A 22,583-nucleotide genomic window follows, 5' to 3' on the forward strand; every position below is an offset into this window, starting at 1 on the left:
TCGACGTAGAAGAACGCTTCGACTCATCACGGCCTTCGACGCCATCCATGACCAGGCCGAGCCGGCACGCGTCCTGCGCAACATCCGCGCGGCCCTCACTCCGGGCGGCACCTTCCTCATGGTCGACATCAACGCCTCCAGCCGCTTGGAAGACAACATTGCCCTCCCCTGGGGAAGCTTCCTGTACGCGATATCCACCTTCCACTGCATGGCCGTATCCCTGGGCCAGGGCGGCGCCGGGCTCGGAACAGTCTGGGGCCGGCAACTGGCAGTCAGCATGCTGCAGGACGCCGGATTCGGGGACATCGCGGTGCAGGACCTGGACGACGATCCGTTCAACGCGTACTACATCGCAAGGCGCTAAACCTGAGTCATGTATACATAGAAGGCCAGATAGGCCGACTACTAGCGGATATGCACCGCCTGTGTATACACTGGCGCCATGCGAGCCAGCGACAAGGCCTACGCGGCCCTCCGCGAGGACATCCTCGAATGGCGCCTCGCTCCCGGAACCGTCCTGGGCGAGGTGGAACAGTCCGAACGCCTGGGCGTCTCGCGCACCCCGGTCCGGGAGGCGCTCGGCCGGCTCACCGCGGAAGGCCTGACGACGGCGGCAGGCGGCCGCGGCGTCGTCGTCACCGCGATCTCGCTCGAGGACATCGACGAGCTGTTCGAGCTGCGCGAAACCCTTGAGGCGCGGGCAGCGGCGCTGGCGGCCGAACGCGGCGAGCGCCGCGTCTTCGAGCAGCTGCACGCCGAACTCCTTGAGGCTCCCGCGCTCCTCGAAGGCGACGATCCCGCCCGCCACGACTACTACGCACTGGTGGCGAGGCTGGACGACGCCATCGACGCCGCCATCTCCAATTCCTACCTGGCCCAGGCCATGCGCAGCCTGCGCGTCCACCTGGTCCGGGTCCGGCGCCTCGCCGCCGACGACGCCGCCCGGCTGGCTGCCGCGGCGGCCGAACACGCGGCGATCGCCGAAGCCATTGCCGGCGGGAACGCGAAACTCGCCGAAGCCGCCACCGTCCTGCACCTGCACCGAAGCCTGTCCCACGTCAAGAACAGCAACGTCAAAAACAGCAACGTCCAGGCCAGCCACACATCCTGAAGGAGCCACCTTGGTCAAGAGCCATCACGTCCGTGTCTACAAGAGCGAAGAGAACCTCCCCCGCGAGGAACAGCTTGCCCACAAGATCGCCGTCGTCGCCGCCGACCCCGTCGAGGTGGCCCCCGAGGTCACGGAGATGATCATCAACCGTGTCATCGACAACGCCTCGGTGGCGGTCGCCTCGTTGAACCGTGCCCCGATCGTCGCTGCCCGGGCCCAGGCACTCACGCACGCCCCGAGCAGCGGCGGCAAGGGCGCGGGCGTGTTCGGCATCGAAGAGAACGTCTCCCCCGAATGGGCCGCCTGGGCCAACGGCGTGGCCGTGCGTGAGCTGGACTACCATGACACCTTCCTCGCCGCGGACTACTCGCACCCGGGCGACAACATCCCGCCGATCCTGGCCGTGGCCCAGCACGTGGGCGCCTCCGGCGCGGACCTGGTGCGGGGCATCGCCACCGGCTACGAAATCCAGGTGAACCTGGTCAAGGCCATTTGCCTCCACAAGCACAAGATCGACCACGTGGCCCACCTGGGCCCGTCCGCCGCCGCGGGCATCGGCACCCTGCTGGGCCTGGACGTGGAGACCATCTTCCAGTCCGTGGGCCAGGCCCTGCACACCACCACCGCCACCCGGCAGTCCCGCAAGGGCGAAATCTCCACGTGGAAGGCCCACGCCCCCGCGTTCGCCGGCAAGATGGCCGTGGAAGCGGCGGACCGTGCGATGCGCGGCCAGACCTCCCCTGTGCCGATCTATGAAGGCGAGGACGGAGTGATCGCCTGGATGCTGGATGGCCCGGACGCCTCCTACGAAGTGCCCCTGCCGGAGAAGGGCGAGGCCAAGCGCGCCATCCTGGACACCTACACCAAAGAGCACTCCGCCGAGTACCAGGCGCAGGCCTGGATCGATCTGGCCCGCAAGCTGAACAAGGAACACCCCGAAGCCACGGACCCGGCCAACGTGGCCTCGGTGCTGATCAAGACCAGCCACCATACCCACTACGTGATCGGCTCCGGCGCCAACGACCCCCAGAAGTACGATCCCACGGCCTCGCGTGAGACCTTGGACCACTCCATCCCGTACATCTTCACCGTGGCCCTGCAGGACGGCGCCTGGCACCACGTGGACTCCTACACTCCCGAGCGGGCCGGCCGTCCGGACACCGTGGAGCTGTGGCACAAGGTCTCCACGGTGGAGGACCCGGAATGGACCCGCCGCTACCACTCGCTGGACATCGCCGAGAAGGCGTTCGGCGGCACCGTGGAAATCACCCTCAATGACGGAACGGTGATTACGGATGAGATCGCGGTCGCCGACGCCCATCCGCTCGGCGCCCGGCCCTTTGCCCGGGAGCAGTACGTCAACAAGTTCCGCACCCTGGCCGCCGGGCTGGTGGAGGACGCCGAAATCGAACGGTTCCTGGCCGCCGTCGAACGCCTCCCGGAACTGGCCGCGGGCGAACTGGACCAGCTCAACATCACTGCCGCCCCCGGCGTGATCGACCCCGCCAACGCACCCAAGGGACTGTTCTAGATGCTGTACTCAACCACCACTCCGGGGCAGAAGCGGCGCCGGCTGCGGGACATGCTCGCGTCCGAGGAGATCCTGCAGTTCCCCGGAGCCTTCAACCCGCTCTCGGCCCGGCTGATCGAGGAGAAGGGGTTCCCCGGCGTCTACATCTCCGGGGCGGTCCTGGCCAACGACCTCGGCCTGCCGGACATCGGCCTGACTACACTCACCGAAGTCGCCCAGCGGGCCGGGCAGATTGCCCGGATGACCGACCTGCCCTGCCTGGTGGACGCGGACACCGGTTTCGGCGAGCCCATGAACGTGGCCCGCACCGTGCAGGAACTGGAAAACGCCGGCCTGGCCGGCTGCCACATCGAGGACCAGTTCAACCCGAAGCGCTGCGGCCACCTGGACGGCAAGAACGTGGTGGACATCGACACCGCGGCCAAGCGCATCCGCGCCGCCGCGGACGCACGCCGGGACCCGGACTTCCTCATCATGGCCCGCACCGACATCCGCGCGGTGGAAGGACTGGAGGCGGCGAAGGAACGCGCCCAGGCCCTTGTGGAAGCCGGCGCCGACGCCATCTTCCCTGAAGCGATGGCCACCCTGGAGGAGTTCCAGGCCATCCGCGACGCCGTGGAGGTTCCGATCCTGGCCAACATGACCGAGTTCGGCAAAAGCGAGCTGTTCACGGTGGAACAGCTCCAGGACGTCGGCGTGAACATGGTGATCTACCCCGTCACGCTGCTGCGCATTGCGATGGGGGCTGCAGAGCGTACGCTGGAAACGATCAAGGCAACAGGGACGCAGCAGGCAGAGGTGGAAAACATGCTCACCCGCGCCCGGCTCTACGAGCTGGTGGACTACGAAGCCTACAACCACTTCGACACCGGCGTATTCAACTTCCAGGTTCCCGGCACCCGCCGGTAACCGGATCCATGAAGGGCACGCAGGGACCGCGCACCAGCCGGTGCCCTGCCAGAGATGAACGAAGGAGTTCGGCATGGCTGCTGAAGACATCAAGAAAGGGCTGGCCGGAGTCGTCGTGGACTACACCGCGATTTCCAAGGTCAACCCGGACACCAACTCGTTGCTGTACCGCGGCTACCCCGTTCAGGAGCTCGCCGCCCGATGCAGCTTCGAGGAAGTCGCCTACCTGCTGTGGAACGGCGAACTTCCGACGCCGGACCAGCTCGCGGAGTTCAGCGCCCGCGAGCGCGCCGGCCGCGCACTGGATCCCGTGGTGAAGCAGGTGGTCGATGTCCTGCCGCTGGAATCGCACCCGATGGATGTGTGCCGCACCGCCGCCTCCGTGATGGGCGCCCGGCACCCGTTGGCCGAGGACTCCTCGCCCGAGGCCAACCTGAAGAAGGCCATCGACCTGTGGGCCGCGATGCCGGCGATCGTCGCCTACGACCAACGCCGCCGCCGCGGCCAGGACGTGGTGGAACCGCGCGATGACCTGGGTTACTCGGCGAACTTCCTCTGGATGGCCTTCGGCGAAGACCCAGTGGACGAGGTGGTGGAGGCCTTCAACGTCTCGATGATCCTGTACGCCGAGCACTCCTTCAACGCCTCCACCTTCACCGCCCGCGTGGTCACGTCCACCCTGTCCGATTTGCACTCGGCCGTCACGGCCGCCATCGGGGCCCTCAAGGGCCCGCTGCACGGCGGCGCCAACGAGGCCGTGATGCACACCTTCGACGAAATCGGCATCCGCACCGAAGAGTCCATGGAGGAAGCCGCGGCCCGGGCAAGGGCCTGGATGGAAGACGCGCTGGCCCACAAGAAGAAGGTGATGGGCTTCGGGCACCGGGTCTACAAGCACGGCGATTCCCGGGTGCCCACCATGAAGGCCGCCCTGGACAAGATGATCGCCCACTACGGCCGGCCCGAACTGCTGGGGCTCTACAACGGCCTGGAGCAGGCCATGGACGAGGCCAAGGGCATCAAGCCGAACCTTGACTACCCGGCCGGGCCCACGTACCACCTGATGGGCTTCGACACCCCCACGTTCACGCCCCTGTTCGTGGCCAGCCGCATCACCGGCTGGACCGCCCACGTCATGGAACAGCTCACGGCCAACTCGCTGATCCGCCCGCTGAGCGAATACAACGGCATGGACGAGCGGCACCTTCCCTGACGGGAACGTCTCCGGAACCGACGACGGCGGGCCGGTCACCTGAGGGTGGCCGGCCCGCCGTCGTATTCAACTCGCCGTCGCAGTCAATTCGGTCAGCGGTGCGTCACGTGGCTAACCGTGGTGTTGTCGTCGTTGAGGACGACGTCGATGTCCAGGACCGTGCCGCCCAGGGCCATTGGCAGCCAGTGTTCGGCGTCCTGCCACATGCGCTCGACCGGCAGGTTATCCACCGCGAACCACTCCGGCGCGATTTCCAGGCTTTCCTGCGGTTCGCCGTCCCAGCGCGTGGCCACGAAGAGCCGGGTGCGCATGTTCCATTCGGGACGGGCGGGGAACACGAACCGGACCGTGCCGGCGTCCGCCAGGTCCGCTTCGCGGACCGTCACTCCGGACTCTTCGAAGACCTCGCGGCAGGCGGCTTCCGCGTCGCTCTCCCCCGGCTCGACGTGCCCGCCCAGGCCCACCACCTTGCCGGCCCCGAATCCTGTCTTCTTCTGCCCGAGCAGGACGACGCGGCCGCCGTCGGGCAGGTCCCGGACCAGGAAGCAAAGGGTGACGGGCGTGAAATGCATGCCCCTACCCTATCGCCGCGGCCGCTCCAGCTAATCGACGTTCCTTTCCGCCACCGTCAACGAGGTAATCATGGCCTTGACCAGCCGGTATTCCTCGGTGTTCCGGTACTCGATGGCCTCGGCCATGCTGTCGAAGACCAGCACGCCTTGGTCCGCGGCCTCGGCGTCCGTGAGGTCCGGGCGCATTTGGGCACCGCTGGCAAACATGTATATGGGAGACAGCTCCGGGCCGTTGACGACGTTATAAATCAGGCAGGCTTTGCCGTCCGCCCCTCCAATGGTGCTGGTCAACCCGTAGGACGCCAGGACCTTACCGTTGCCGGTTTCCATCACCCGGTAGGCGAAACGCGGAGTCACGCTGTTGGTGAACTCCTTGTTGTATGGCAGCTGGACCTCGGCGTAGTCGAGCACTGTGTACGGCACCGGAGTTGTGCACGAACCGCCGAGACCACCCCCTTGGTTTCCGAACGCCAGTTCTGCGACTTTCTTGCCGGACGCATCATGCACTGTCAAGTTCACGGCGTTCGGGGCGGCATCCGGCTTGGGCTGCACAGTCCACTGTGCCGGGTAGCTGAAGCTCACGCGGCCGTCCGGGCTGACGTACCCGTTGGGCAAAGGCACGCCGTCGGGTGTCGCTGCCATCGGCCCCTTGCCCACCAATTGTTCCCGCAGGTTCACCGGGATGCCCTTCTCCGCGAATTCCTTGTCCATGGCCTGCTGCGGCGTCATGGCCTGGCCGTTCTGCGAGACATCGTTGTTCAGGGAGTGGAACTTCCAGGTGAATACGGCGGCCCATTCCTGCTGGAAGTCCGTGAGGAAGCGCTTGTTCCCTTGCAGCCTGGCCAGGTTGTACCAGGCGTTGCCGCCGTCGAGGCCCATCGCCCGGGCACCCTCATCGGAGGTTTCGTACGCGATCCAGCCTTCGGCGCAGCCGAGCACGGTGTAGTACTTCTGCTCCGCTGCAGGAATCGCTTCCGTCACCGGGTTCTGGGTGCTGCGGCGCAGATCGATATTGGCAGGCGTGCACGCAACGCCGTTGGTGCTCAGGCCGGCCGGCTGGGTTGCCGTGGGACTGGGCGTGGCGGTCGGCGTCGGGCTGGCCGAAACCGAGGGAGTTCCGGTGGTGGCCGGATCAGGAGCCGGCTGCTGTACCAAGGTCCCGCCGACCACGACGGCGGCCGCAACGGCTGCCGCGGCCGCCAGTCCGGCTGCGGCAGTACGCAGGGCGGTGCGCCGCACGGGCTTGCGCCCGGCCAGCGAGACGACATTCGGGTCGGTGGAGAACACGATTGAACGGGCCGAGTCGATTCCCGGCGTGGTGTCCGGTTCAGCGACGCGCGGCTTGGCGTCCTTCATGAGTTGCTCGATGCGGTCCATGGCTAGCCCTTCCGTTCGGTCATGAGGTGGGTGGGGGCGGCCTTCGCGAAGGCCTTCCGGGCGCGGTGCAGCCGGACGGCCGCGGCGGAGGGTGAACATTCGAGGCTTTCTGCCAGTTCGGCGGTGCTCAGGTCGTCCCAGTAGCTGAGCATGAGCACTTCCCGGTCGCGGTCGTTCAGCCGCGTCAGGACATCGGCGACGGCGGCGCGCTGGCCATCCTCTACTGCTTCGCCCTGGGTGCGGGCTTCCTCCGCCAGCCGTTCGATGAGCTGTTCCCGGCGGCGCCTGCCTTTGTACTCGTTGCCCAGCACGTTCCGGGCGGTGGCGATCAGCCAGCCGATGCCCGGCGGCTCCTCGAGCCGTTTCTCCCAGACAATGCGGAAGACGTCCGCGGCGAGCTCCTCCGCCCGTGCCCGGTCGTTGATGCGGTACGCGATGTAGTGGTACACGCGGGTGAAGTGCTGAGAATGCAGAGCGATGAACTCGTGCTCCCTGGCAGCCAACATTTTTGCTGATCCCCCGGATTCGATGGCTTGACTTTAATGACTTAGTGTCCCGGGAACAGCAGTTTCTTACATCGCTTGGAGGAATTTTTCAGCGGGGAGTTTTCTAGCCCAGCGCGCGGGGGTGCGCCGCTGCGTACACTTCGCGGAGAGTGTCGGCCGTGACCAGCGTGTACACCTGGGTGGTGGTCACCGAGGCGTGGCCGAGGAGTTCCTGGACCACGCGGACGTCCGCGCCGCCTTCGAGCAGGTGGGTGGCGAAGGAGTGGCGCAGGGTGTGCGGGGAGACGTCCTTGGTGATGTTGGCCTTGTCCGCCGCGGTTTTCAGGATGGTCCAGGCGCTTTGCCGGCTGATCCGGCCGCCGCGCGCGTTGAGGAACAAGGCGGGCGTGCCTTTGCCCTTGGCGGCAAGGAGGGGCCGGCCGCGCACCAGGTAGGCGCCCACGGCGCGTGCCCCGTAGGAGCCAAGCGGCACCAGTCGTTCCTTGGAGCCCTTGCCGAACAGCCGCACGATCGCGGGGCCGTCGGAGCCGCTTTCGAGGGAGACGTCGTCGACGTCGAGCCCCACCGCTTCGCTGATGCGGGCGCCGGTGGAGTAGAGGAACTCGAGCAGGGCGCGGTCGCGCAGCCCTGTGGGGGTGTCCGTGCCGGCGGCTTCGAGGATCCGGGTGACCTCGTCCACGCTGATCGCCTTGGGCAGCCGCTTGCCGGGCATCGGCGGGTGGACATCGCTGGCGGGGTCCCCCGTCGTGGTTCCCTCCAGGGCCCAGAACTTGTGGAGGCCGCGCACGGCAACCACAGTCCTGGCGGCGGATCGCACGCCGAGCGCGGCGGCGCCGTCGGACCCGTCAGAGAGTGCCTGCACGAAGGCCGTGACGTCATGCCGGGAGACCCCGCCGGGTTTGTCGACGCCGGCCGCGGCGAGGAAGTTGGCGTAGCGGGACAGGTCGCGCCGGTAGGCGAAAAGTGTGTTGCTGGCCAGGCCGCGTTCGACCCCCAGGTGCTGCAGGTAGTCGCTGACGGCCCGGTCGACGGCGGTGGGCGCGCGGGTGTCCTCCCCCGGCTGCATGGTCAGCGCTGGCTGGGGTGGGCCGGCCAGGGAGCGTTGCCGGGACGCAGTCCGCTGAAGCCGCCGGCGCGTGCGGCCGCGGCGGCGAGGATCCCGACGACGGCCGAGGGGTTGTGCAGCCGGCCTTCCAGGACGGCCGCGACCGCGTCGTCCAGGGAGACCCAGGCCAGTTCGATCTCGGCCTCCTCGTCCGTGCGGACGTGGCGCTCGGCCTCCGGGACGTCGGAAAGGCCACGGGCAAGGTAGATCCGGATCGCTTCGCTGGAGGATCCGGGTGAGTTGAAGAAGTCCGCCAGGACGTTCCATTCCGCGGCCTGGAGGTCGGCTTCTTCCGCCAGTTCGCGCGCCGCGCCGACCACGAAGTCCTCGCCTTCGATGTCGAGCAGGCCCGCGGGAATCTCCCACAGGTCCATGCCCACCGGGTGCCGGTACTGCTTGAGCAGGAGGATGTCGCCGTCGTCGTTCATGGGCAGGACGGCAACGGCACCCGGGTGGTCGATGTAGTCGCGGACCAGGGTGCCGGTGTCCTCGGCGAGCTCGAATGCATCGCTGACGACGTCCCAGATCCGGCCTTCGTAGACCTTGCTGGACGACAAAAGACGGCGCGGGCTCGGTGTGTCCGAAAACTGCCGGGAACTGCTGGAAGATTCGGAACTGCCGGGCATCGCGCCGTCCTTTGCGGGTGCTGAATGAACTACTTTGCTGCTGCTGTTGCTTTGCTTGCCGACTTGGCTGCGGGAACCTCCGCGGCACCGCTGCGGCGGTCCAGGGCGGCCTTCACCAGGCCCGCGAACAGCGGGTGCGGGCGGGTCGGGCGGGAGCTGAGCTCGGGGTGGGCCTGCGTGGCCACGTAGTACGGGTGCACTTCGCGGGGCAGTTCGACGAACTCCACCAGCTTGCCGTCCGGGGAGGTGCCGGAGAACACCAGGCCCTCGGCGGCGATCTGGTCCCGGTACTTGTTGTTCACCTCGTAGCGGTGGCGGTGGCGTTCGCTGACCGCGGTGGCGCCGTAGGTTTCGGCGACGACGGAGCCTTCGTCCAGCTTGGCTTCGTAGAGGCCCAGGCGCATGGTGCCGCCGAGATCGCCCTTGCCCTCCACGATGTCCAGCTGCTCTTCCATGGTGGCGATGACCGGGTACTTCGAATCCGGTTCGAACTCGGACGAGGAAGCACCTTCGAGGCCGACCACGTTGCGGGCGTACTCGATCACCATGCACTGCAGGCCCAGGCACAGGCCCAGGACCGGGAGCTGGGTTTCGCGGGCGAACTTCAGGGCGCCGAGCTTGCCTTCGAGGCCGCGGATGCCGAAGCCTCCCGGGACGCAGATGGCGTCCACGCCGGCCAGGGACTTCTTGGCGCCTTCGAGGGTTTCGCACTCGTCGGAGGGGACCCAGCGGATCTTGACCTTGGCTTCGTTGGCGAAACCGCCGGCACGCAGGGCTTCGGTCACGGAGAGGTAGGCGTCCGGCAGGTCGATGTACTTGCCCACCAGGGCCACCTCGACCTCGTGCTTGGGGTTGTGGACCGCTTCGAGCAGCTTGTCCCACTTGCTCCAGTCCACGTCCTTGAACGGCAGGTCCAGGGCGCGCACGATGTAGGAGTCCAGGCCCTGGGCGTGCAGGGTCTTGGGGATGTCGTAGATGCTCGGGGCGTCCGCGGCGTTGATCACGGCGTCCACGTCCACATCGCACATGCGGCCGATCTTCTCGCGCATCGCGTCCGGGACTTCGCGGTCCGAACGGATCACGATCGCCTCGGGCTGGATGCCGATGGAGCGCAGGGCTGCCACGGAGTGCTGGGTGGGCTTGGTCTTCAGTTCCTGGGACGGGCCGATGTACGGCACCAGGGAAACGTGCAGGAAGAAGGCGTTGTTGCGGCCGATGTCCTGGCGGACCTGGCGGGCCGATTCCAGGAAGGGCTGGGATTCGATGTCGCCGACGGTGCCGCCGATTTCGGTGATGATGACGTCCGGGGCGTTCTTGCCTTCGGCAGGCAGGCGCATGCGGCGCTTGATCTCGTCGGTGATGTGCGGGATGACCTGCACGGTGTCGCCGAGGTATTCGCCGCGGCGTTCCTTGGCGATAACGGTCGAGTAGATCTGGCCTGTTGTGACGTTGGCCGAGCCCTCGAGGTTCTCGTCGAGGAAGCGCTCGTAGTGTCCGATGTCGAGGTCGGTCTCGGCGCCGTCGTCGGTGACGAAGACTTCGCCGTGTTGGAAGGGGTTCATCGTGCCCGGATCCACGTTCAGGTAGGGATCGAGCTTCTGCATAGTTACAGACAGACCGCGTGCCCGCAGCAGGTGGCCGAGGCTGGACGCCGTCAGTCCCTTTCCGAGCGAGGACGCCACACCGCCGGTGACGAAGATGTGTTTGGTCGTCTTGGACGAGCCCGGGAACCGGGAATTTACACGGGAATTAGATCGCTGCACCACGGAATTCGAGCTTATCATCAATTGCGCCTCCAAGGGTTCCGCCGCTTGTTTCCCCAAATGATCCATGCTCTCCCGCGGCGGCTCCCGCGGGCAAGAGCCTGCCCGCGGGAATTGCCGGCCGGGACCCTGCGAAGGACCCCGCGAAGGCTAGGCGGGCTGCGGCAGGAGCTTGGCGTCGTCGAGCAGTTCCTGCGCGTGGGCGCGGGCGGACTCGGAATCTTCCTGCCCGGCGAGCATCCTCGCCAGCTCCCGCACGCGCTCGTCCTCGTCCAACAGCTGCACGTCGCTGGAGGTGAATCCGGTGGAGGTTTTGCCGTCAGCGCCCCGCACCGAGGTTTTGGTCACACGGATGTGCTGGTTGGCGAAGGCGGCCACCTGCGGAAGGTGCGTGACCACCAGGACCTGGACGTGGCGGGCCAGCATCGCGAGCCGGCGGCCGATTTCGACGGCGGCCTTGCCGCCCACGCCCGCATCGACCTCGTCGAACACGAAGGTGGGGACCGGGTCCACCGCGGCGAGGACAACTTCGATGGCCAGCATCACGCGGGACAGTTCACCGCCCGAGGCGCCCTTGCCGAGCGGTCGGGCGGGCGCGCCCGAGTGCGGCTGGAGGAGGAACGCGACGTCGTCCTGGCCGTGCGGGCCGAGGTCGCCGCTGTCCTCGACTTCGATCACAAGGGTGGCGTCGGCCATGGCGAGGGCGGTCAGCTCGGCGCTGACGCGCGTGGAGAGGCCCTTGGCGGCCTTGGCGCGGGCCTTGCTGATCCGGGCCGCTTGCTTGCGCAGCTCCGCCTCGGCGGTGGAGACGGACGCTTCCAGGGCCTCGATCCGGGAGGAGTCATCTTGCAGCTCGTCCAGGCGGACCCGCGCCGTGGCGGCCCATTCCAGGACCTCGTCGATGCTCGGGGCGTACTTGCGGATGAGCTTGGCCAGCACCGCCCGGCGTTCCTCGATTTCGGCAAGCCGCTCCGGGCCTTCGGAGTCGAGCGACGCCTGGTAGCTGGAGAGTTCCGCGGCGATGTCGTTGAGCAGGAAGCCGACCTCGGCGAGCCGGGACGCCGCCGCGCCGAGCGCTTCGTCGTGTTCGGCCACCTGTTCCAGGAGCCGCTTGGCCGAGTCGACCAGGGTGGTGGCGTCTCCGCTGTCGCCGAAGTCTTCGGCGATCAGGGCTTCGTGGGCGGCGGTCGCGGCGATCCGCAATTCCTCCACGTTGGCCAGCTTCACGGCCTCGCCCTTGAGGGCCTCGTCCTCGCCGGGCTGAGGGTCGACGCCGTCGATCTCCTCCAGCGCCGCCTGCAGGGACTCGGCTTCGCGCAGGCGTTCGCGGACCTCGCTCCGGAGAGCATCGAGCTCGGCCTGGTCCGACTTCCAGCGGCCGTACAGTTCCTGGTACCCGCCCAGGATGCCGGCGAGATCGGGCCCGGCAAAGCGGTCCAGGGCGTTCCGCTGCGCCGTGACGCTCTTGAGCCGGATCTGGTCCGACTGGCCGTGCACCACCACCAGGCTCTCGCCGAGCTCCGCGAGCACGCCCACCGGGGCGGAGCGGCCGCCCACGAACGCCCGGCTGCGGCCGTCGGCACCGACGGTGCGGGCCAGCAGCAGCTGCGCGCCGCCGTCGAACTCTTCGGCCTCGCCGCCCGCTTCGACGGCCCGCACGACGGCGGTGTGCCCCGGGTCCAGGGTCAACAGGGCTTCCGCGGAGGCAGACTTCGCCCCGGTCCGGACGGCACCGGCGTCCGAACGCGAGCCCAACAGGAGCCCCACGGCGGTGACCACCATGGTCTTGCCTGCGCCGGTTTCGCCGGTGACGACGCTCAGCCCGGGGCCGAGCGGCAGGGTGGCGTCGGTGATGACGCCGAGGTCGCGGATGCGCAGTTCCTCGATCATGGATCAGCTCTCCTTCGTGGCTTCATTGCCGTGCCCCGGGCTTTCCTCCCACGCGGCGTCCTCCTGGCCGTATCCGGGATCATGCGGGCCGGGCGGGTCCAAAGGGCCGGGCGGGTCCAAAGGGCCGGGCGGGTCCAAAGGGCCGGGCGGGTCCAAAGGGCCGGGCAAGGGAGTGGGGATCGGCGTGCGGACCACCGGCACGGGGCCGGTGTGGATTTCGGCCGAGCGCGGCACCGGGCCGCGCCAGCCGTGGATGGGAAGTTCGAACTTGCGGACCAGGCGGGCCGAGAACGGCGTCTGGTGGGTGCGGGCCAGCCGTACGGGCCGGGTGGAGCGGGTGACCTCCACGCGGGCGCCGGGCGGCAGGTCCACGGAGCGCCTGCCGTCGCACCAGAGCACGCCCTTGGCGTCGGTGCGGTTGAGGATTTCCACGGCGAGCTTGGAGCGTGGGGACACCACCAGGGGCTTCGTGAAGAGGGCGTGGGCGCTGATGGGCACGATCACCAGGGCTTCCACTTCGGGCCACACCACGGGCCCGCCCGAGGAGAACGCGTAGGCAGTGGAGCCGGTGGGGGTGGCGAGTACCACGCCGTCGCAGCCGAAGGAGGTCAGCGGGCGTTCGTCCACTTCGGTGACCACTTCGACCATGCGTTCCCGGTCCGCCTTTTCAATGGCGGCTTCGTTCAGGGCCCAGGTGTGCCAGATCTTCTGGCCGCGCACCCACACCTGGACGTCGATGGTCATGCGCTCTTCGACTGTGTACTCGCGGCTGGCGATCCAGTCCACGGTCTGGGTGAGGTCGGCCCGTTCGCTTTCGGCGAGGAAGCCCACGTGCCCCAGGTTCACGCCGAGCATGGGCAGGTCCACCTCGCGGACCAGTTCCGCGGCGCGCAGGATGGTGCCGTCGCCGCCGAGGACCATGACGAGTTCCACGTCTTCGAGGCGGACGTCCTCGTGCAGGATCTCGATCGGCTTGTCCACGTGGCCGAAGAAGCGTTCGACGTCGGCCAGTTCGGACTTCTGCATGACCGGCACCAGGCCCGAGGTGTGCAGGGCATCGCAGGCATCCCACGCTGCGCGGAGGGATTCTTCCCGCCCGGTGTGGGCAAGGACCAGTACGCGCCTGCTCATGGTTTTCCGTTCCGCTCGTGGCCTGTTCTCAGGTCCAGATCTTCGCCAACAGTGCGTCGACGTGCCCGTCGCGCTCTTCGATCTTAGGCAGGAGCTGTGACATCCTGCGCTTCATCCACAGGAAGTACTCCACATTTCCGTCCTGTCCGGGCAGCGGGCTCTCCGCCAGCCCGCACAAATCCAGCCCGGCATCCACTGCCGCGCGCGCCACGCCGGCTACCGCCCGGCGTCGTTCGTCAGGCGAGGACACCACCCCGGTGCGGGACAGCCGTTCCTTGCCGACTTCGAACTGCGGTTTGACCATGAGCAGCAGGTCTCCCCCGGGTTCGGTGCAGGCCGCCAGGGGCTCCAGCACCAGGGTCAGGGAGATGAAGGACAGGTCTGCGACGGTCAGGGCGGCGGGGCCGCCGATCTGCGCGGGTTCCATGTAGCGGACGTTGAGGCCTTCGTGGACGACGACGCGCGGATCCTCGCGCAGCATGGGTACCAGCTGGCCATGCCCGACGTCGACGGCGACCACCTGCGCGGCGCCGCGCTTGAGGAGGACGTCGGTGAAGCCGCCGGTGGAGGCCCCGGCGTCCAGGCAGCGTTTGCCTTCGGCCGACACCTCCAGGAAGGCGTCGAGGGCGCCGGCGAGCTTGTGGCCGGCGCGGCTGACGTAGGCGTCCTCCGCGTGGGCCTGGACGTCCAGGGCGGTGTCTTCGCCGCACTGCAGGGAGGCCTTGAGCAGCACCGTGCCGCCGGAACTCACTTTGCCGTCGGCGATGAGCTTGGCCGCGTGGGTGCGGGACCTCGCCAGCCCGCGGCTGACGAGTTCCTGGTCAAGACGTGCCATTCTCAGCTTTCCGGTTCAGCTTTCTTCGGTGTCCAGCGTTTCAGTATCCAGGGTTTCGGTGTCCAGGGTTTCAGTATCCAGGGTTTCGGTGTCCAGGGTTTCAGTATCCAGGGCGGACAGCAGGGCGTCGTGGATCCCGGTGTACAGCCCCAAGTGTTCCTCCACAGGCGCCGCCGGAATGTCGGCCAGCCCTGCCGCAACGGCGTCCACCACGGGATCGCCGCCCTCCTCCGGAGGCTCCGGCCAGCGCACGCTGTCGCCGTGTCCGTTCACGTCAGTCATGCCAGCAGTCTAGTTTTCGATCCACTCCACACGCGGAGCCGTGGCTTCGGCGGCATCGGGGGTGGCCGCCCACCATGCGGCGCAGGCTGCACGCCAGGAGTCCAGCTCGTCCTCGGACCGGCTGACCGTGACGGTCCCGTCCTCCACGGACGCCGTCGAGTTGCCGCAGCGGAAGAGTCCGCCGTCCTCGCTGATCGCGGGGTACGGCTCGTACAGCGCGGTCAGGTCCGGGATCAGGTAGCTGGGGCGTTCCAGGCTGCGGGCGGCGAGGATCGACTCGCGGGTGTCGACGCCGGTGAGCACCGCCGCCGTCGCGAATCCCGCCCGGTTGCCACCCAGGATGTCCGTGTCGAGGCGGTCGCCGACGACGAGCGGGCGCTCGGAGCCCAGCCGCTTGGCAGCAGCGTGGAAAAGCGGCGCCTCGGGCTTGCCGGCGACGCGCGGGGTCAGGCCGGTGGCCGCCGAGACAGCGGCCACCAGGGTGCCGTTGCCAGGGGCCATGCCGCGGGCCTGGGGAATGGACATGTCCGTATTTGTGGCCACCCAGAGCGCTCCGCCGGCCACCACATAGGAGGCCTCGGCAAGCTGCTTCCAGCCGATTTCGGGGTTGAAGCCCTGCACGACGGCCACCGGTTCGCCGGCGGCGTCGTGGACGGGGACGAGCCCGACCAGTTCGATCTCGTGGGCCAGCGCGGCGCTGCCGGTAATCAGCACGTGTGCACCGGGCGCCAGCAGTTCGGACAGGAGGACGGCCGCGGCCTGGGACGAGCTCACCACCTGGTGGTCCTCGGCGGGAGCGCCGAGTTCACGCAGGTGCGCGGCCACCTGGGCCGGGGTGCGCGAGGCGTTGTTGGTCACGTAGCCGAGACCGACCCCGGCGTCCTCTAGCCTGGACAAGGACTCCACGGCGCCGGGAATGGCGTGCGGCCCGGCGTACACCACGCCGTCCAGGTCGGAGAGGACGGAGTCGAAGGCCGAGAGCAGGGACGCCTCAGTCATGGTGCTTGCCTTCTTCGGTGTCGGTTCCGGCGTCCTCGAGGACGTCCTCTTCCACGGAGTCGCGGTCCGATTCGGCGTCGTCGGACTCGAAGTAGTCGGACTCGACGTCGTCGAGGTTCACGTCATCACCCTCCGTGCCTTCAGCTTCTCCCGCGGCTGCCGCGGCGGAGGGCTGCACCTCCTCGGCCTCGGCCGCTGCTGCGGCTTCGTCGCGGCGGAAGCGCGGCTTGACGGTCTCTTCTTCGTCGTCTTCGCCGAGGTCGATGATGTCCGGTTCCTCGAACTGGCCCACGCCCAGGGCGTCTTCGGCCACAACGGCCTGGCGCTGCCAGCGGACGGCTTCCTCCGCACGGCCGGCGGCGGTCAGTGCTTCGGCGTAGGCACGGAACAGGCGCGGGCTGTAGGAGAAGGCGCGGTTGATGTCCAGCTGCGGGATCTCGAGCTCGGCGACGGCGGCATCCAGCTGGCCAAGGTCGGCGCGTGCACCGGAGGCGACGATGGCCAGTTCCACCTTGCCCGGGGCGTCGAGGTCCTGGGCTTCCGGGGAGCGGACGACGTCGAGGGCACGGTCCGGGCGGCCGAGGCCACGCTCGCAGTCGGCCATGACCGGCAGGTGCACGTTGGATCCGCTGATCCGGCGGTAGGTGCGGAACTCGCGCAGCGCTTCGCCGTAGTGGCCGGCGGCGTAGGCGGTGAGGCCCACTGCTTCGCGCACGACGGCCAGGCGGCCGCCGCGGCGGCTGGCGGCGAGGGCGTGCTGGAAGGACAGTTCGGGGTCGATGTCCATGAGGCGGCCGGCCATCACCAGGTGCTTGGCGACCCAGCTCGCGTTGGTGCTCTCGAGGGTCTTGATCTGGTGCTTGGTGGCGCGGTCCAGTTCCTGGCCCGTGACGTCGTCGTCGATTTCCGGCGAGCGGTCACGATCGGGGCGGTTGGCGCTGCGCAGGTCAGCGGCGTTGGGAACGCGGGCGGGGCGGTCTTCGCGGGGGCCGTCGAAGGAGCGGGGGCCGCGGCCCGGGCGGTCGCCGAAGCTACGACGCTCCTCACCCTCACGACGCGGGCCGTCGAAGTTGCGCGGGCCGCGGTCACCGAAACTGCGGCGCTCCTCACCCTCACGGCGCGGACGGTCACCGAACGGCTTACGGTCACGATCGAACGGCTTCCGCTCACCGAACTTGCGGTCGCGGTCGCCGAAGCTCCGACGCTCCTCACCCTCACGGCGCGGACGGTCACCGAACGGCTTACGGTCACGATCGAACGGCTTCCGCTCACCGAACTTGCGGTCGCGGTCGCCGAAACTCCGACGCTCACCATCACGGGCAGGACGGTCACCGAAGCTCCGACGCTCACCATCACGGGCGGGGCGGTCACCAAAGCTGCGTCGCTCCTCACCGTCACGGCGCGGACGGTCACCGAACGGCTTCCGGTCACGATCGAACGGCTTCCGCTCACCGCACTTGCGGTCGCGGTCGCCGAAGCTCCGACGCTCACCATCACGGGCAGGACGGTCACCGAACGGCTTACGGTCACGATCGAACGGCTTCCGCTCACCGAACTTGCGGTCGCGGTCGCCGAAGCTCCGACGCTCACCATCACGGGCAGGACGGTCACCGAAGCTCCGACGCTCCTCACCCTCACGACGCGGGCCGTCGAAGTTGCGCGGGCCGCGGTCACCAAAGCTGCGTCGCTCCTCACCGTCACGGCGCGGACGGTCACCGAACGGCTTACGGTCACGATCGAACGGCTTCCGCTCACCGAACTTCTTGCCGTCGCGGTCGCCGTAGGGNACCGAACTTCTTGCCGTCGCGGTCGCCGTAGGGCTTGCGGTCCCGGTGTCCGCCTGCGCCGCCTTCACGGTCGTCGCGGGAACGGAATCCGCGGGGGTCGCCACCGGAGTTGTTGTTGGCGCGGAAAGGACCGCGTTCTCCCCGGTCGCCACCGAAGTTGCCGCGTTTGCCGCCGTTGTGCTCAGCCATGCTGGATTCCTCCTGTTGTGAGCCGACCACTGGCGCATGCGCAGCCGCTCGTATCCGTATTTTGTTCTCACGCCGCCGGCATCCGGCCCGTTTGTCTCCTGCAATTCTAGGCGACGGTTCGCGGCCTCCCGTATTCCGCAGGGCGCTTTCGCGCCTTCCCGTGGGAAGCATCACAGGCGGAACGCACGACGACGGCGGGAGGCCCGTGCCGCCGTCGCCGTCCTTCGTCTCCGGTGCCGTCCGGGACATTCCGGCCCGGACGGGACGAACCGTCCCGCGACGGTTCACAGGCGCCCTGCCTAAGGTGTGCCCGTATCAGTTCCCGCCACCGGAAGGACCCCCCATGGAACAGCCAGACACCTCCCCGCCGACAAGGCTGCCCCTGGAGGGGATCCTGGTGGCGGACTTCTCTCGCGTCCTTGCTGGTCCCCTGGCCACCATGACTCTGGCGGATCTTGGCGCACGCGTGATCAAGGTGGAACGGCCCGGCAGCGGCGACGACACGAGAAGCTGGGGTCCGCCGTTCTCGGCGACGGGATCGACCTACTTCGAGAGCGTGAACCGGAACAAGGAATCCCTGTGCCTCGACTTGTCCGGCCCTGCCGACCGTGAACTGGCCCGCGAGCTGGCCCTCCGTGCCGGCGTCCTGGTGGAGAACTTCAAACCCGGCGTCATGGCCAGGTTGGGGCTGGGCTACGAGGAACTGTCCGCGGCCAATCCTTCCCTCGTGTACGCGTCCATTTCCGGGTTCGGAAGCGCCGGTGGAGCGGGACTGCCGGGCTACGATTTCGTCGTCCAGGCGATGGGCGGACTCATGAGCATCACGGGCGCAACCGACGGGGAAGGGATGAAGGCCGGCGTCGCGCTGGTGGATGTGCTGACTGCCAAGGACGCCACCATCGGCATCCTCGCCGCACTTCACGCCCGCGGCGTCCACGGCTGCGGAACCAGGCTTGAGGTCAATCTGCTGTCCAGCCTGCAGGGTGCCCTGGCCAACCAGGCCCAGGCGTTCCTCGGCGCGGGCACGGTGCCGGCCCGGCTGGGAAACGTCCATCCTTCGATTGCGCCCTACCAGCTGCTCCGATGCGCCGACGGTCCCTTGGCCGTGGCCTGCGGAAACGACTCCCAGTTCGCGGCACTCTGCGCGGTCCTTGGTTTGCCCGGCCTCGCCGCCGAGCCGCGGTTCGCCGGCAATCCGCAGCGCGTGCGGAACCGTGCCGAGCTCGTCGAAGTGCTGGAACGGACCCTTGCCGCGGCGCCGGCGGCGCATTGGCAGGAACGGCTCACGGCGGCCGGAGTGCCCGCGGGACGGGTGGCCGGAATCGATGAGGGGCTCGAATTCGCCGAGTTCCTCGGCCTGGCGCCCACCATCGAGGTGCACGATTCATCGGGTGCCCGCGTCGGCCGCCAGGTCCGCCACCCGGTCAGCTGGACGCCGCCGCTGGCTCCGCGCACTCAGGCTCCGCCGGCCCTCGGCGAACACGACGCTCCGCTCCGCGCGTGGCTGTCCGGCCGCGACTAGGAGCGGCGCAACCCGAGCCACAGGCGGGCGGCGACATCCGGATCATCAAGGTCCGCCCCGATGATCCTGGCCGCCGTTGCGATCCGGTGCCGCAGGGAATTGCGGTGCACCGCCAGGTCCCGGGCCGCGGCTTCCCATTGGCCCCGGTGCCTCAGGTAGCTGCGCACCGTGGCCACCAGATCGGCCCGCCGAAAGCCCCGAAGCGCTTCAATCCATTCCTCCACCTGCGCATCCACGGCATGCCCGATGCCGGGCACGGAGAGGGTCCCGGACTGCAGGGAAGCCAGGGTTTCAATGAGGGCATCCCGGGCTTCGGGCAGCCTGTGCAGGGGCAGGACCCGGCTCAGTGCGGCGCTGTGGCTTGGAAACTCTCCCGCCGCGTGCAGCTCCGCCGGGACTTCGTTCGAGGGGGCGGCATCCAGGATGAAAGCCGACACCGCCCCGTCCGCGCAGCGCAGGCGGCAGCCGCGGAGAGCGGTGGGGAGCCATGGCACCGGATGTTCCGCACGCAGGCGGCTGACGACGTCGGCGGCCTCCTCGGCCAGGCCCCGCCCGCTCGCGTCGGGCACGGCGCCGTTCAGGAGCAGTAGCCGCACCGGGCCATCGGGCAGCGGGACCGAGAGGTCCCGCGCCAGCATCCGCGCAGCGTCCGGATGCCCGCCGAGGAGCAGTTTGGCGACCGCCGAATCCAATGCGGCACCTGCTGCGTGTGCTTCCTGCTGTTGCTGGGCCTTGAGGGAGAGCAACATGCAGACTGTCTGGATGATCTGGCGGTCCGCCTTGCCGAGTTTCCGGCCGGCGCCGACGGCGAGGAACCCCGCGATGCGGCGGCCCACCAGTACCGGATGCTCGACGACGTCGCTGCCGTGGATCTGGAAGGTGGCGGCCGAGTGCAGGGCGCCGAGGTTGAGCCGGGCAGTCTGCTCTTGCAACTGTGGAATTAACCCGGCTGTGCCTGATGGCCAGGACGTCTCTGCATCCGTGCCGCCCGGGGCCGCCGGCAGGTATGCGGCCCAGCCACCCAGGGCCTGGGCCAGGGCCTTGACTACCGAGGCGTTGGCGTCCGGCAGCAGGGCCGCCCGGGCCAGGGCGGTCTGGGTGCCCAGGCTCGCCACAAGGTCGGACTGGCCGGCTTTGGACACCAGGTCCCAATACGCCCGCGAGACGTTCATGAAAGGAACCCCCGCGGGCACAAGCAGTAAAGGCAGCCCGGCGTTGGTGCACGTATCCGCCAAGGCGGCGGGAACGGCGTCGAGCCCTGCTCCCAAGCCAAGGCCCAAAGCCGATACATCGCGCTCCACCAGGCGCCCGACATAGGAACGAATGCGCGCGGGACCGCCGGACGCGCCTCCGGCGAAGGGTATCCCGGTAGTAAGGAGCAGTTCCCCGCCCTCCAGGTAGGGAGTCGGGTCTTCGAGCTCGGAAATGTGCACCCCGGAGATCTGCCGCCTCGGCACGACGGCGCCGCCGCACGGACTGAGTTCGGCACCGAGCCGGTGCTGGAGTTGGGCAAGGCTGATCATGGCTGCCTTCGCTGGCGCGACAAGGGACTGGACAATCTAACCAGCATTCGCACCGCTCCGGGCAGATCATCCAATGCCGGGCCGCCCGCTGGCGGCCTAGCCTTGGAGGCATGACGCCCGAAAGCAATGGAGCAGACGTGCCCGTGACCGCAGATCTGTTGGAGATAGATTCCCTGTTCACGAAAAACGAGCTCGCCGTGCGCGACACGGTCCGCGCGTTTGTCGATACGAGGATCCGGCCGAACATCGCGGCCTGGTACGAGGACGCCCTCTTCCCGGTGGAACTCGTCCCTGAAATGGGCGAACTCGGACTGCTCGGCATGCACCTGAACGGCTACGGCTGCCCGGGACGCAGCGCCGTGGAGTACGGGCTGGCCGCCTTGGAGCTTGAGGCCGGCGATTCGGGGCTCCGGACCTTCGTCAGCGTGCAGGGCTCCCTGGCGATGAGCGCGATCCACAAGCACGGCAGCGAAGACCAGAAGCACCAGTGGCTCCCCCGCATGGCGGCCGGTGAGGTGGTGGGGTGCTTCGGACTCACGGAGCCCGGCGCGGGTTCGGATCCCGGAAGCATGAAGACGTTCGCCCGGCGCGAGGGCGACGACTGGATCATCAACGGATCCAAGCGCTGGATCGGCCTCGCCTCGATCGCGCAGCTCGCCATCATCTGGACCATGACCGACGACGGCGTGCGGGGCTTCATCGTTCCCACCGACACCCCCGGATTCCGGGCGACGCCGATCGAACCAAAGTTGTCCATGCGTGCCTCGATCCAGTGCGACATCGAGCTCAGCGACGTCAGGCTCCCCGGCTCGGCATTGCTCCCGGGGGCCAAGGGCCTGCGCGGCCCCTTCGAATGCCTCAACGAGGCCCGCTACGGGATCATCTGGGGCGCGATGGGAGCCGCGCGGGACAGCTACTTGGCCGCGCTCGACTACTCGCAGCAACGGCTCCAGTTCGACAAGCCCCTCGCCGGCTACCAGCTCACGCAGGAGAAGCTGGTCAACATGGCCCTCGAAATCAACAAGGGCATGCTGCTGGCCCTGCAGATCGGCCGCCTCAAGGAGGCCGGCAAGCTGCAACCACACCAGATCTCCGCGGGGAAGCTGAACAACTGCCGCGAAGCCATCCGGATTTGCCGGGATGCCCGGGCCATGCTCGGCGGTAACGGCATCACCCTGGACCACCCGCCCATGCGGCACGCGAACAACCTGGAATCAGTCCGGACCTACGAGGGCACCGACGACGTCCACACCCTGATCCTCGGCAACCACATCACGGGGATTCCCGCCTTCCGCTAGGGATTCTTTAAACACGTGCGCCCCGGGTCTGTGGTCCGGGGCGTTCGTGTGGTGTTCGGTTAAATGCGAAGGGGCCCTGACCGTCGTGGTCAGGGCCCCTGTCGTTAATGGTTGTCCGGCGGTGTCCTACTCTCCCACACCCTCCCGGGTGCAGTACCATCGGCGCTGTGGGTCTTAGCTTCCGGGTTCGGAATGGGACCGGGCGTTTCCCCCACGCTATGACCGCCGTAACCCTGTTACCCGGTCCCCTGGTGCCGGTTGTTGTCCGGTGCGGGGTGGGAAGTCTTGTGGTTACCAGGTGTTGCTGCTGGTGTTATTCGGTTGTGTGTTTGTTCCTGGGTTGTTGTCCGGGAACCACATAGTGGACGCGTGCAGTTGATTCTTTGTGTGTGGTGTAAGTTGTCGGCCTATTAG

The 22,583-nt window shown here is 68.1% G+C and carries 19 protein-coding genes and 1 rRNA gene; 7 read left to right on the forward strand and 13 right to left on the reverse strand.

Going from position 1 to position 22,583, the window contains the following annotated elements:
- Positions 1-118 precede the first annotated feature (118 nt).
- From D3654_RS20740 to D3654_RS05585, 5 genes are all read left to right on the forward strand, one after another.
- Entirely contained in the window at positions 119-364 is a 246-nt protein-coding gene (locus tag D3654_RS20740) for a hypothetical protein (protein ID WP_245413097.1), read from the forward strand.
- Between the two features lie 78 nt (positions 365-442).
- The gene (locus tag D3654_RS05570; RefSeq protein WP_120520529.1) at positions 443-1,111 is read left to right on the forward strand and encodes a GntR family transcriptional regulator; all 669 of its coding nucleotides are present in this window, start codon (positions 443-445) and stop codon (positions 1,109-1,111) included.
- 10 nt (positions 1,112-1,121) lie between these two features.
- Entirely contained in the window at positions 1,122-2,642 is a 1,521-nt protein-coding gene (locus D3654_RS05575) for an MmgE/PrpD family protein (RefSeq protein ID WP_120520530.1), read from the forward strand.
- Positions 2,643-3,551, forward strand: a complete 909-nt coding sequence (gene prpB, locus D3654_RS05580; RefSeq protein ID WP_120520531.1) for a methylisocitrate lyase — start codon at positions 2,643-2,645, stop codon at positions 3,549-3,551.
- Between the two features lie 73 nt (positions 3,552-3,624).
- Complete coding sequence (locus D3654_RS05585; RefSeq protein WP_120520532.1) at positions 3,625-4,764, forward strand: bifunctional 2-methylcitrate synthase/citrate synthase; 1,140 nt, start codon at positions 3,625-3,627, stop codon at positions 4,762-4,764.
- A 92-nt stretch (positions 4,765-4,856) separates the two neighbouring features.
- On the opposite strand, the gene D3654_RS05590 is transcribed toward D3654_RS05585, so the two are convergent.
- The 11 genes from D3654_RS05590 to D3654_RS05640 form a co-directional block, all read right to left on the reverse strand.
- The gene (locus D3654_RS05590) at positions 4,857-5,336 is read right to left on the reverse strand and encodes an 8-oxo-dGTP diphosphatase (RefSeq protein ID WP_120520533.1); all 480 of its coding nucleotides are present in this window, start codon (positions 5,334-5,336) and stop codon (positions 4,857-4,859) included.
- A gap of 30 nt (positions 5,337-5,366) precedes the next feature.
- Positions 5,367-6,713 carry a hypothetical protein gene (locus D3654_RS05595; protein ID WP_120520534.1) on the reverse strand — a complete coding sequence of 449 codons (1,347 nt, stop codon included), beginning with the start codon at positions 6,711-6,713 and terminating at the stop codon, positions 5,367-5,369.
- Between the two features lie 2 nt (positions 6,714-6,715).
- Positions 6,716-7,219 carry an RNA polymerase sigma factor gene (locus D3654_RS05600; RefSeq protein ID WP_120520535.1) on the reverse strand — a complete coding sequence of 168 codons (504 nt, stop codon included), beginning with the start codon at positions 7,217-7,219 and terminating at the stop codon, positions 6,716-6,718.
- A 103-nt stretch (positions 7,220-7,322) separates the two neighbouring features.
- Positions 7,323-8,285 (reverse strand): site-specific tyrosine recombinase XerD, encoded by a 963-nt coding sequence (gene xerD, locus D3654_RS05605; protein WP_245413098.1) that lies wholly within the window; start codon positions 8,283-8,285, stop codon positions 7,323-7,325.
- A 2-nt stretch (positions 8,286-8,287) separates the two neighbouring features.
- A complete protein-coding gene (locus D3654_RS05610) occupies positions 8,288-8,950 on the reverse strand; it encodes an NUDIX domain-containing protein (protein WP_120520536.1) in 663 nt (220 codons plus the stop codon).
- A 29-nt stretch (positions 8,951-8,979) separates the two neighbouring features.
- Positions 8,980-10,734 carry a CTP synthase gene (locus D3654_RS05615; RefSeq protein ID WP_120520537.1) on the reverse strand — a complete coding sequence of 585 codons (1,755 nt, stop codon included), beginning with the start codon at positions 10,732-10,734 and terminating at the stop codon, positions 8,980-8,982.
- A gap of 129 nt (positions 10,735-10,863) precedes the next feature.
- Positions 10,864-12,603 (reverse strand): DNA repair protein RecN, encoded by a 1,740-nt coding sequence (gene recN, locus D3654_RS05620; RefSeq protein WP_120520538.1) that lies wholly within the window; start codon positions 12,601-12,603, stop codon positions 10,864-10,866.
- Between the two features lie 3 nt (positions 12,604-12,606).
- On the reverse strand, positions 12,607-13,734 hold the full coding sequence (locus D3654_RS05625) for an NAD kinase (protein ID WP_120520539.1): 1,128 nt from the start codon (positions 13,732-13,734) through the stop codon (positions 12,607-12,609).
- A 28-nt stretch (positions 13,735-13,762) separates the two neighbouring features.
- A complete protein-coding gene (locus D3654_RS05630) occupies positions 13,763-14,569 on the reverse strand; it encodes a TlyA family RNA methyltransferase (protein WP_120520540.1) in 807 nt (268 codons plus the stop codon).
- Positions 14,570-14,584: 15 nt separating this feature from the next.
- Positions 14,585-14,851 (reverse strand): hypothetical protein, encoded by a 267-nt coding sequence (locus D3654_RS05635; protein ID WP_205571739.1) that lies wholly within the window; start codon positions 14,849-14,851, stop codon positions 14,585-14,587.
- A 9-nt stretch (positions 14,852-14,860) separates the two neighbouring features.
- Positions 14,861-15,850 (reverse strand): HAD-IIA family hydrolase, encoded by a 990-nt coding sequence (locus D3654_RS05640; protein ID WP_120520541.1) that lies wholly within the window; start codon positions 15,848-15,850, stop codon positions 14,861-14,863.
- 2,319 nt (positions 15,851-18,169) lie between these two features.
- On the opposite strand from D3654_RS05640, the gene D3654_RS05650 reads away from it, so the two are divergent.
- Complete coding sequence (locus D3654_RS05650; RefSeq protein ID WP_120520542.1) at positions 18,170-19,348, forward strand: CaiB/BaiF CoA transferase family protein; 1,179 nt, start codon at positions 18,170-18,172, stop codon at positions 19,346-19,348.
- Here D3654_RS05650 and D3654_RS05655 read toward each other — a convergent pair.
- Positions 19,345-20,871 (reverse strand): PucR family transcriptional regulator, encoded by a 1,527-nt coding sequence (locus tag D3654_RS05655; protein WP_120520543.1) that lies wholly within the window; start codon positions 20,869-20,871, stop codon positions 19,345-19,347. The genes D3654_RS05650 and D3654_RS05655 overlap by 4 nt on opposite strands.
- Before the next feature lie 110 nt (positions 20,872-20,981).
- Between D3654_RS05655 and D3654_RS05660 the strand changes: the two genes are divergently transcribed.
- Positions 20,982-22,169: an acyl-CoA dehydrogenase family protein gene (locus D3654_RS05660; RefSeq protein WP_120520544.1), complete on the forward strand. Its 1,188-nt coding sequence runs from the start codon at positions 20,982-20,984 to the stop codon at positions 22,167-22,169.
- Between the two features lie 113 nt (positions 22,170-22,282).
- On the opposite strand, the gene rrf is transcribed toward D3654_RS05660, so the two are convergent.
- A 5S ribosomal RNA gene (rrf, locus tag D3654_RS05665) occupies positions 22,283-22,399 on the reverse strand.
- Positions 22,400-22,583 lie beyond the last annotated feature (184 nt).

It is taken from the genome of Arthrobacter celericrescens (assembly GCF_003614925.1).
Classification (GTDB): domain Bacteria; phylum Actinomycetota; class Actinomycetes; order Actinomycetales; family Micrococcaceae; genus Arthrobacter; species Arthrobacter celericrescens.

Excerpts from the sequence above, each read along its gene's own strand:
- D3654_RS05590 (WP_120520533.1), bottom strand. The coding sequence starts at position 5,336 with ATGCATTTCACGCCCGTCACCCTTTGCTTCCTGGTCCGGGACCTGCCC.
- D3654_RS05595 (WP_120520534.1), bottom strand. The coding sequence starts at position 6,713 with ATGGACCGCATCGAGCAACTCATGAAGGACGCCAAGCCGCGCGTCGCT.
- D3654_RS05635 (WP_205571739.1), bottom strand. The coding sequence starts at position 14,851 with ATGACTGACGTGAACGGACACGGCGACAGCGTGCGCTGGCCGGAGCCT.
- D3654_RS05615 (WP_120520537.1), bottom strand. The coding sequence starts at position 10,734 with ATGATAAGCTCGAATTCCGTGGTGCAGCGATCTAATTCCCGTGTAAAT.
- D3654_RS05570 (WP_120520529.1), top strand. The coding sequence starts at position 443 with ATGCGAGCCAGCGACAAGGCCTACGCGGCCCTCCGCGAGGACATCCTC.
- D3654_RS05625 (WP_120520539.1), bottom strand. The coding sequence starts at position 13,734 with ATGAGCAGGCGCGTACTGGTCCTTGCCCACACCGGGCGGGAAGAATCC.
- D3654_RS05650 (WP_120520542.1), top strand. The coding sequence starts at position 18,170 with ATGGAACAGCCAGACACCTCCCCGCCGACAAGGCTGCCCCTGGAGGGG.
- D3654_RS05640 (WP_120520541.1), bottom strand. The coding sequence starts at position 15,850 with ATGACTGAGGCGTCCCTGCTCTCGGCCTTCGACTCCGTCCTCTCCGAC.
- D3654_RS05610 (WP_120520536.1), bottom strand. The coding sequence starts at position 8,950 with ATGCCCGGCAGTTCCGAATCTTCCAGCAGTTCCCGGCAGTTTTCGGAC.
- prpB (WP_120520531.1), top strand. The coding sequence starts at position 2,643 with ATGCTGTACTCAACCACCACTCCGGGGCAGAAGCGGCGCCGGCTGCGG.
- D3654_RS20740 (WP_245413097.1), top strand. The coding sequence starts at position 119 with ATGGTCGACATCAACGCCTCCAGCCGCTTGGAAGACAACATTGCCCTC.
- D3654_RS05585 (WP_120520532.1), top strand. The coding sequence starts at position 3,625 with ATGGCTGCTGAAGACATCAAGAAAGGGCTGGCCGGAGTCGTCGTGGAC.
- xerD (WP_245413098.1), bottom strand. The coding sequence starts at position 8,285 with ATGCAGCCGGGGGAGGACACCCGCGCGCCCACCGCCGTCGACCGGGCC.
- D3654_RS05630 (WP_120520540.1), bottom strand. The coding sequence starts at position 14,569 with ATGGCACGTCTTGACCAGGAACTCGTCAGCCGCGGGCTGGCGAGGTCC.
- D3654_RS05600 (WP_120520535.1), bottom strand. The coding sequence starts at position 7,219 with ATGTTGGCTGCCAGGGAGCACGAGTTCATCGCTCTGCATTCTCAGCAC.
- D3654_RS05660 (WP_120520544.1), top strand. The coding sequence starts at position 20,982 with ATGACGCCCGAAAGCAATGGAGCAGACGTGCCCGTGACCGCAGATCTG.
- D3654_RS05655 (WP_120520543.1), bottom strand. The coding sequence starts at position 20,871 with ATGATCAGCCTTGCCCAACTCCAGCACCGGCTCGGTGCCGAACTCAGT.
- recN (WP_120520538.1), bottom strand. The coding sequence starts at position 12,603 with ATGATCGAGGAACTGCGCATCCGCGACCTCGGCGTCATCACCGACGCC.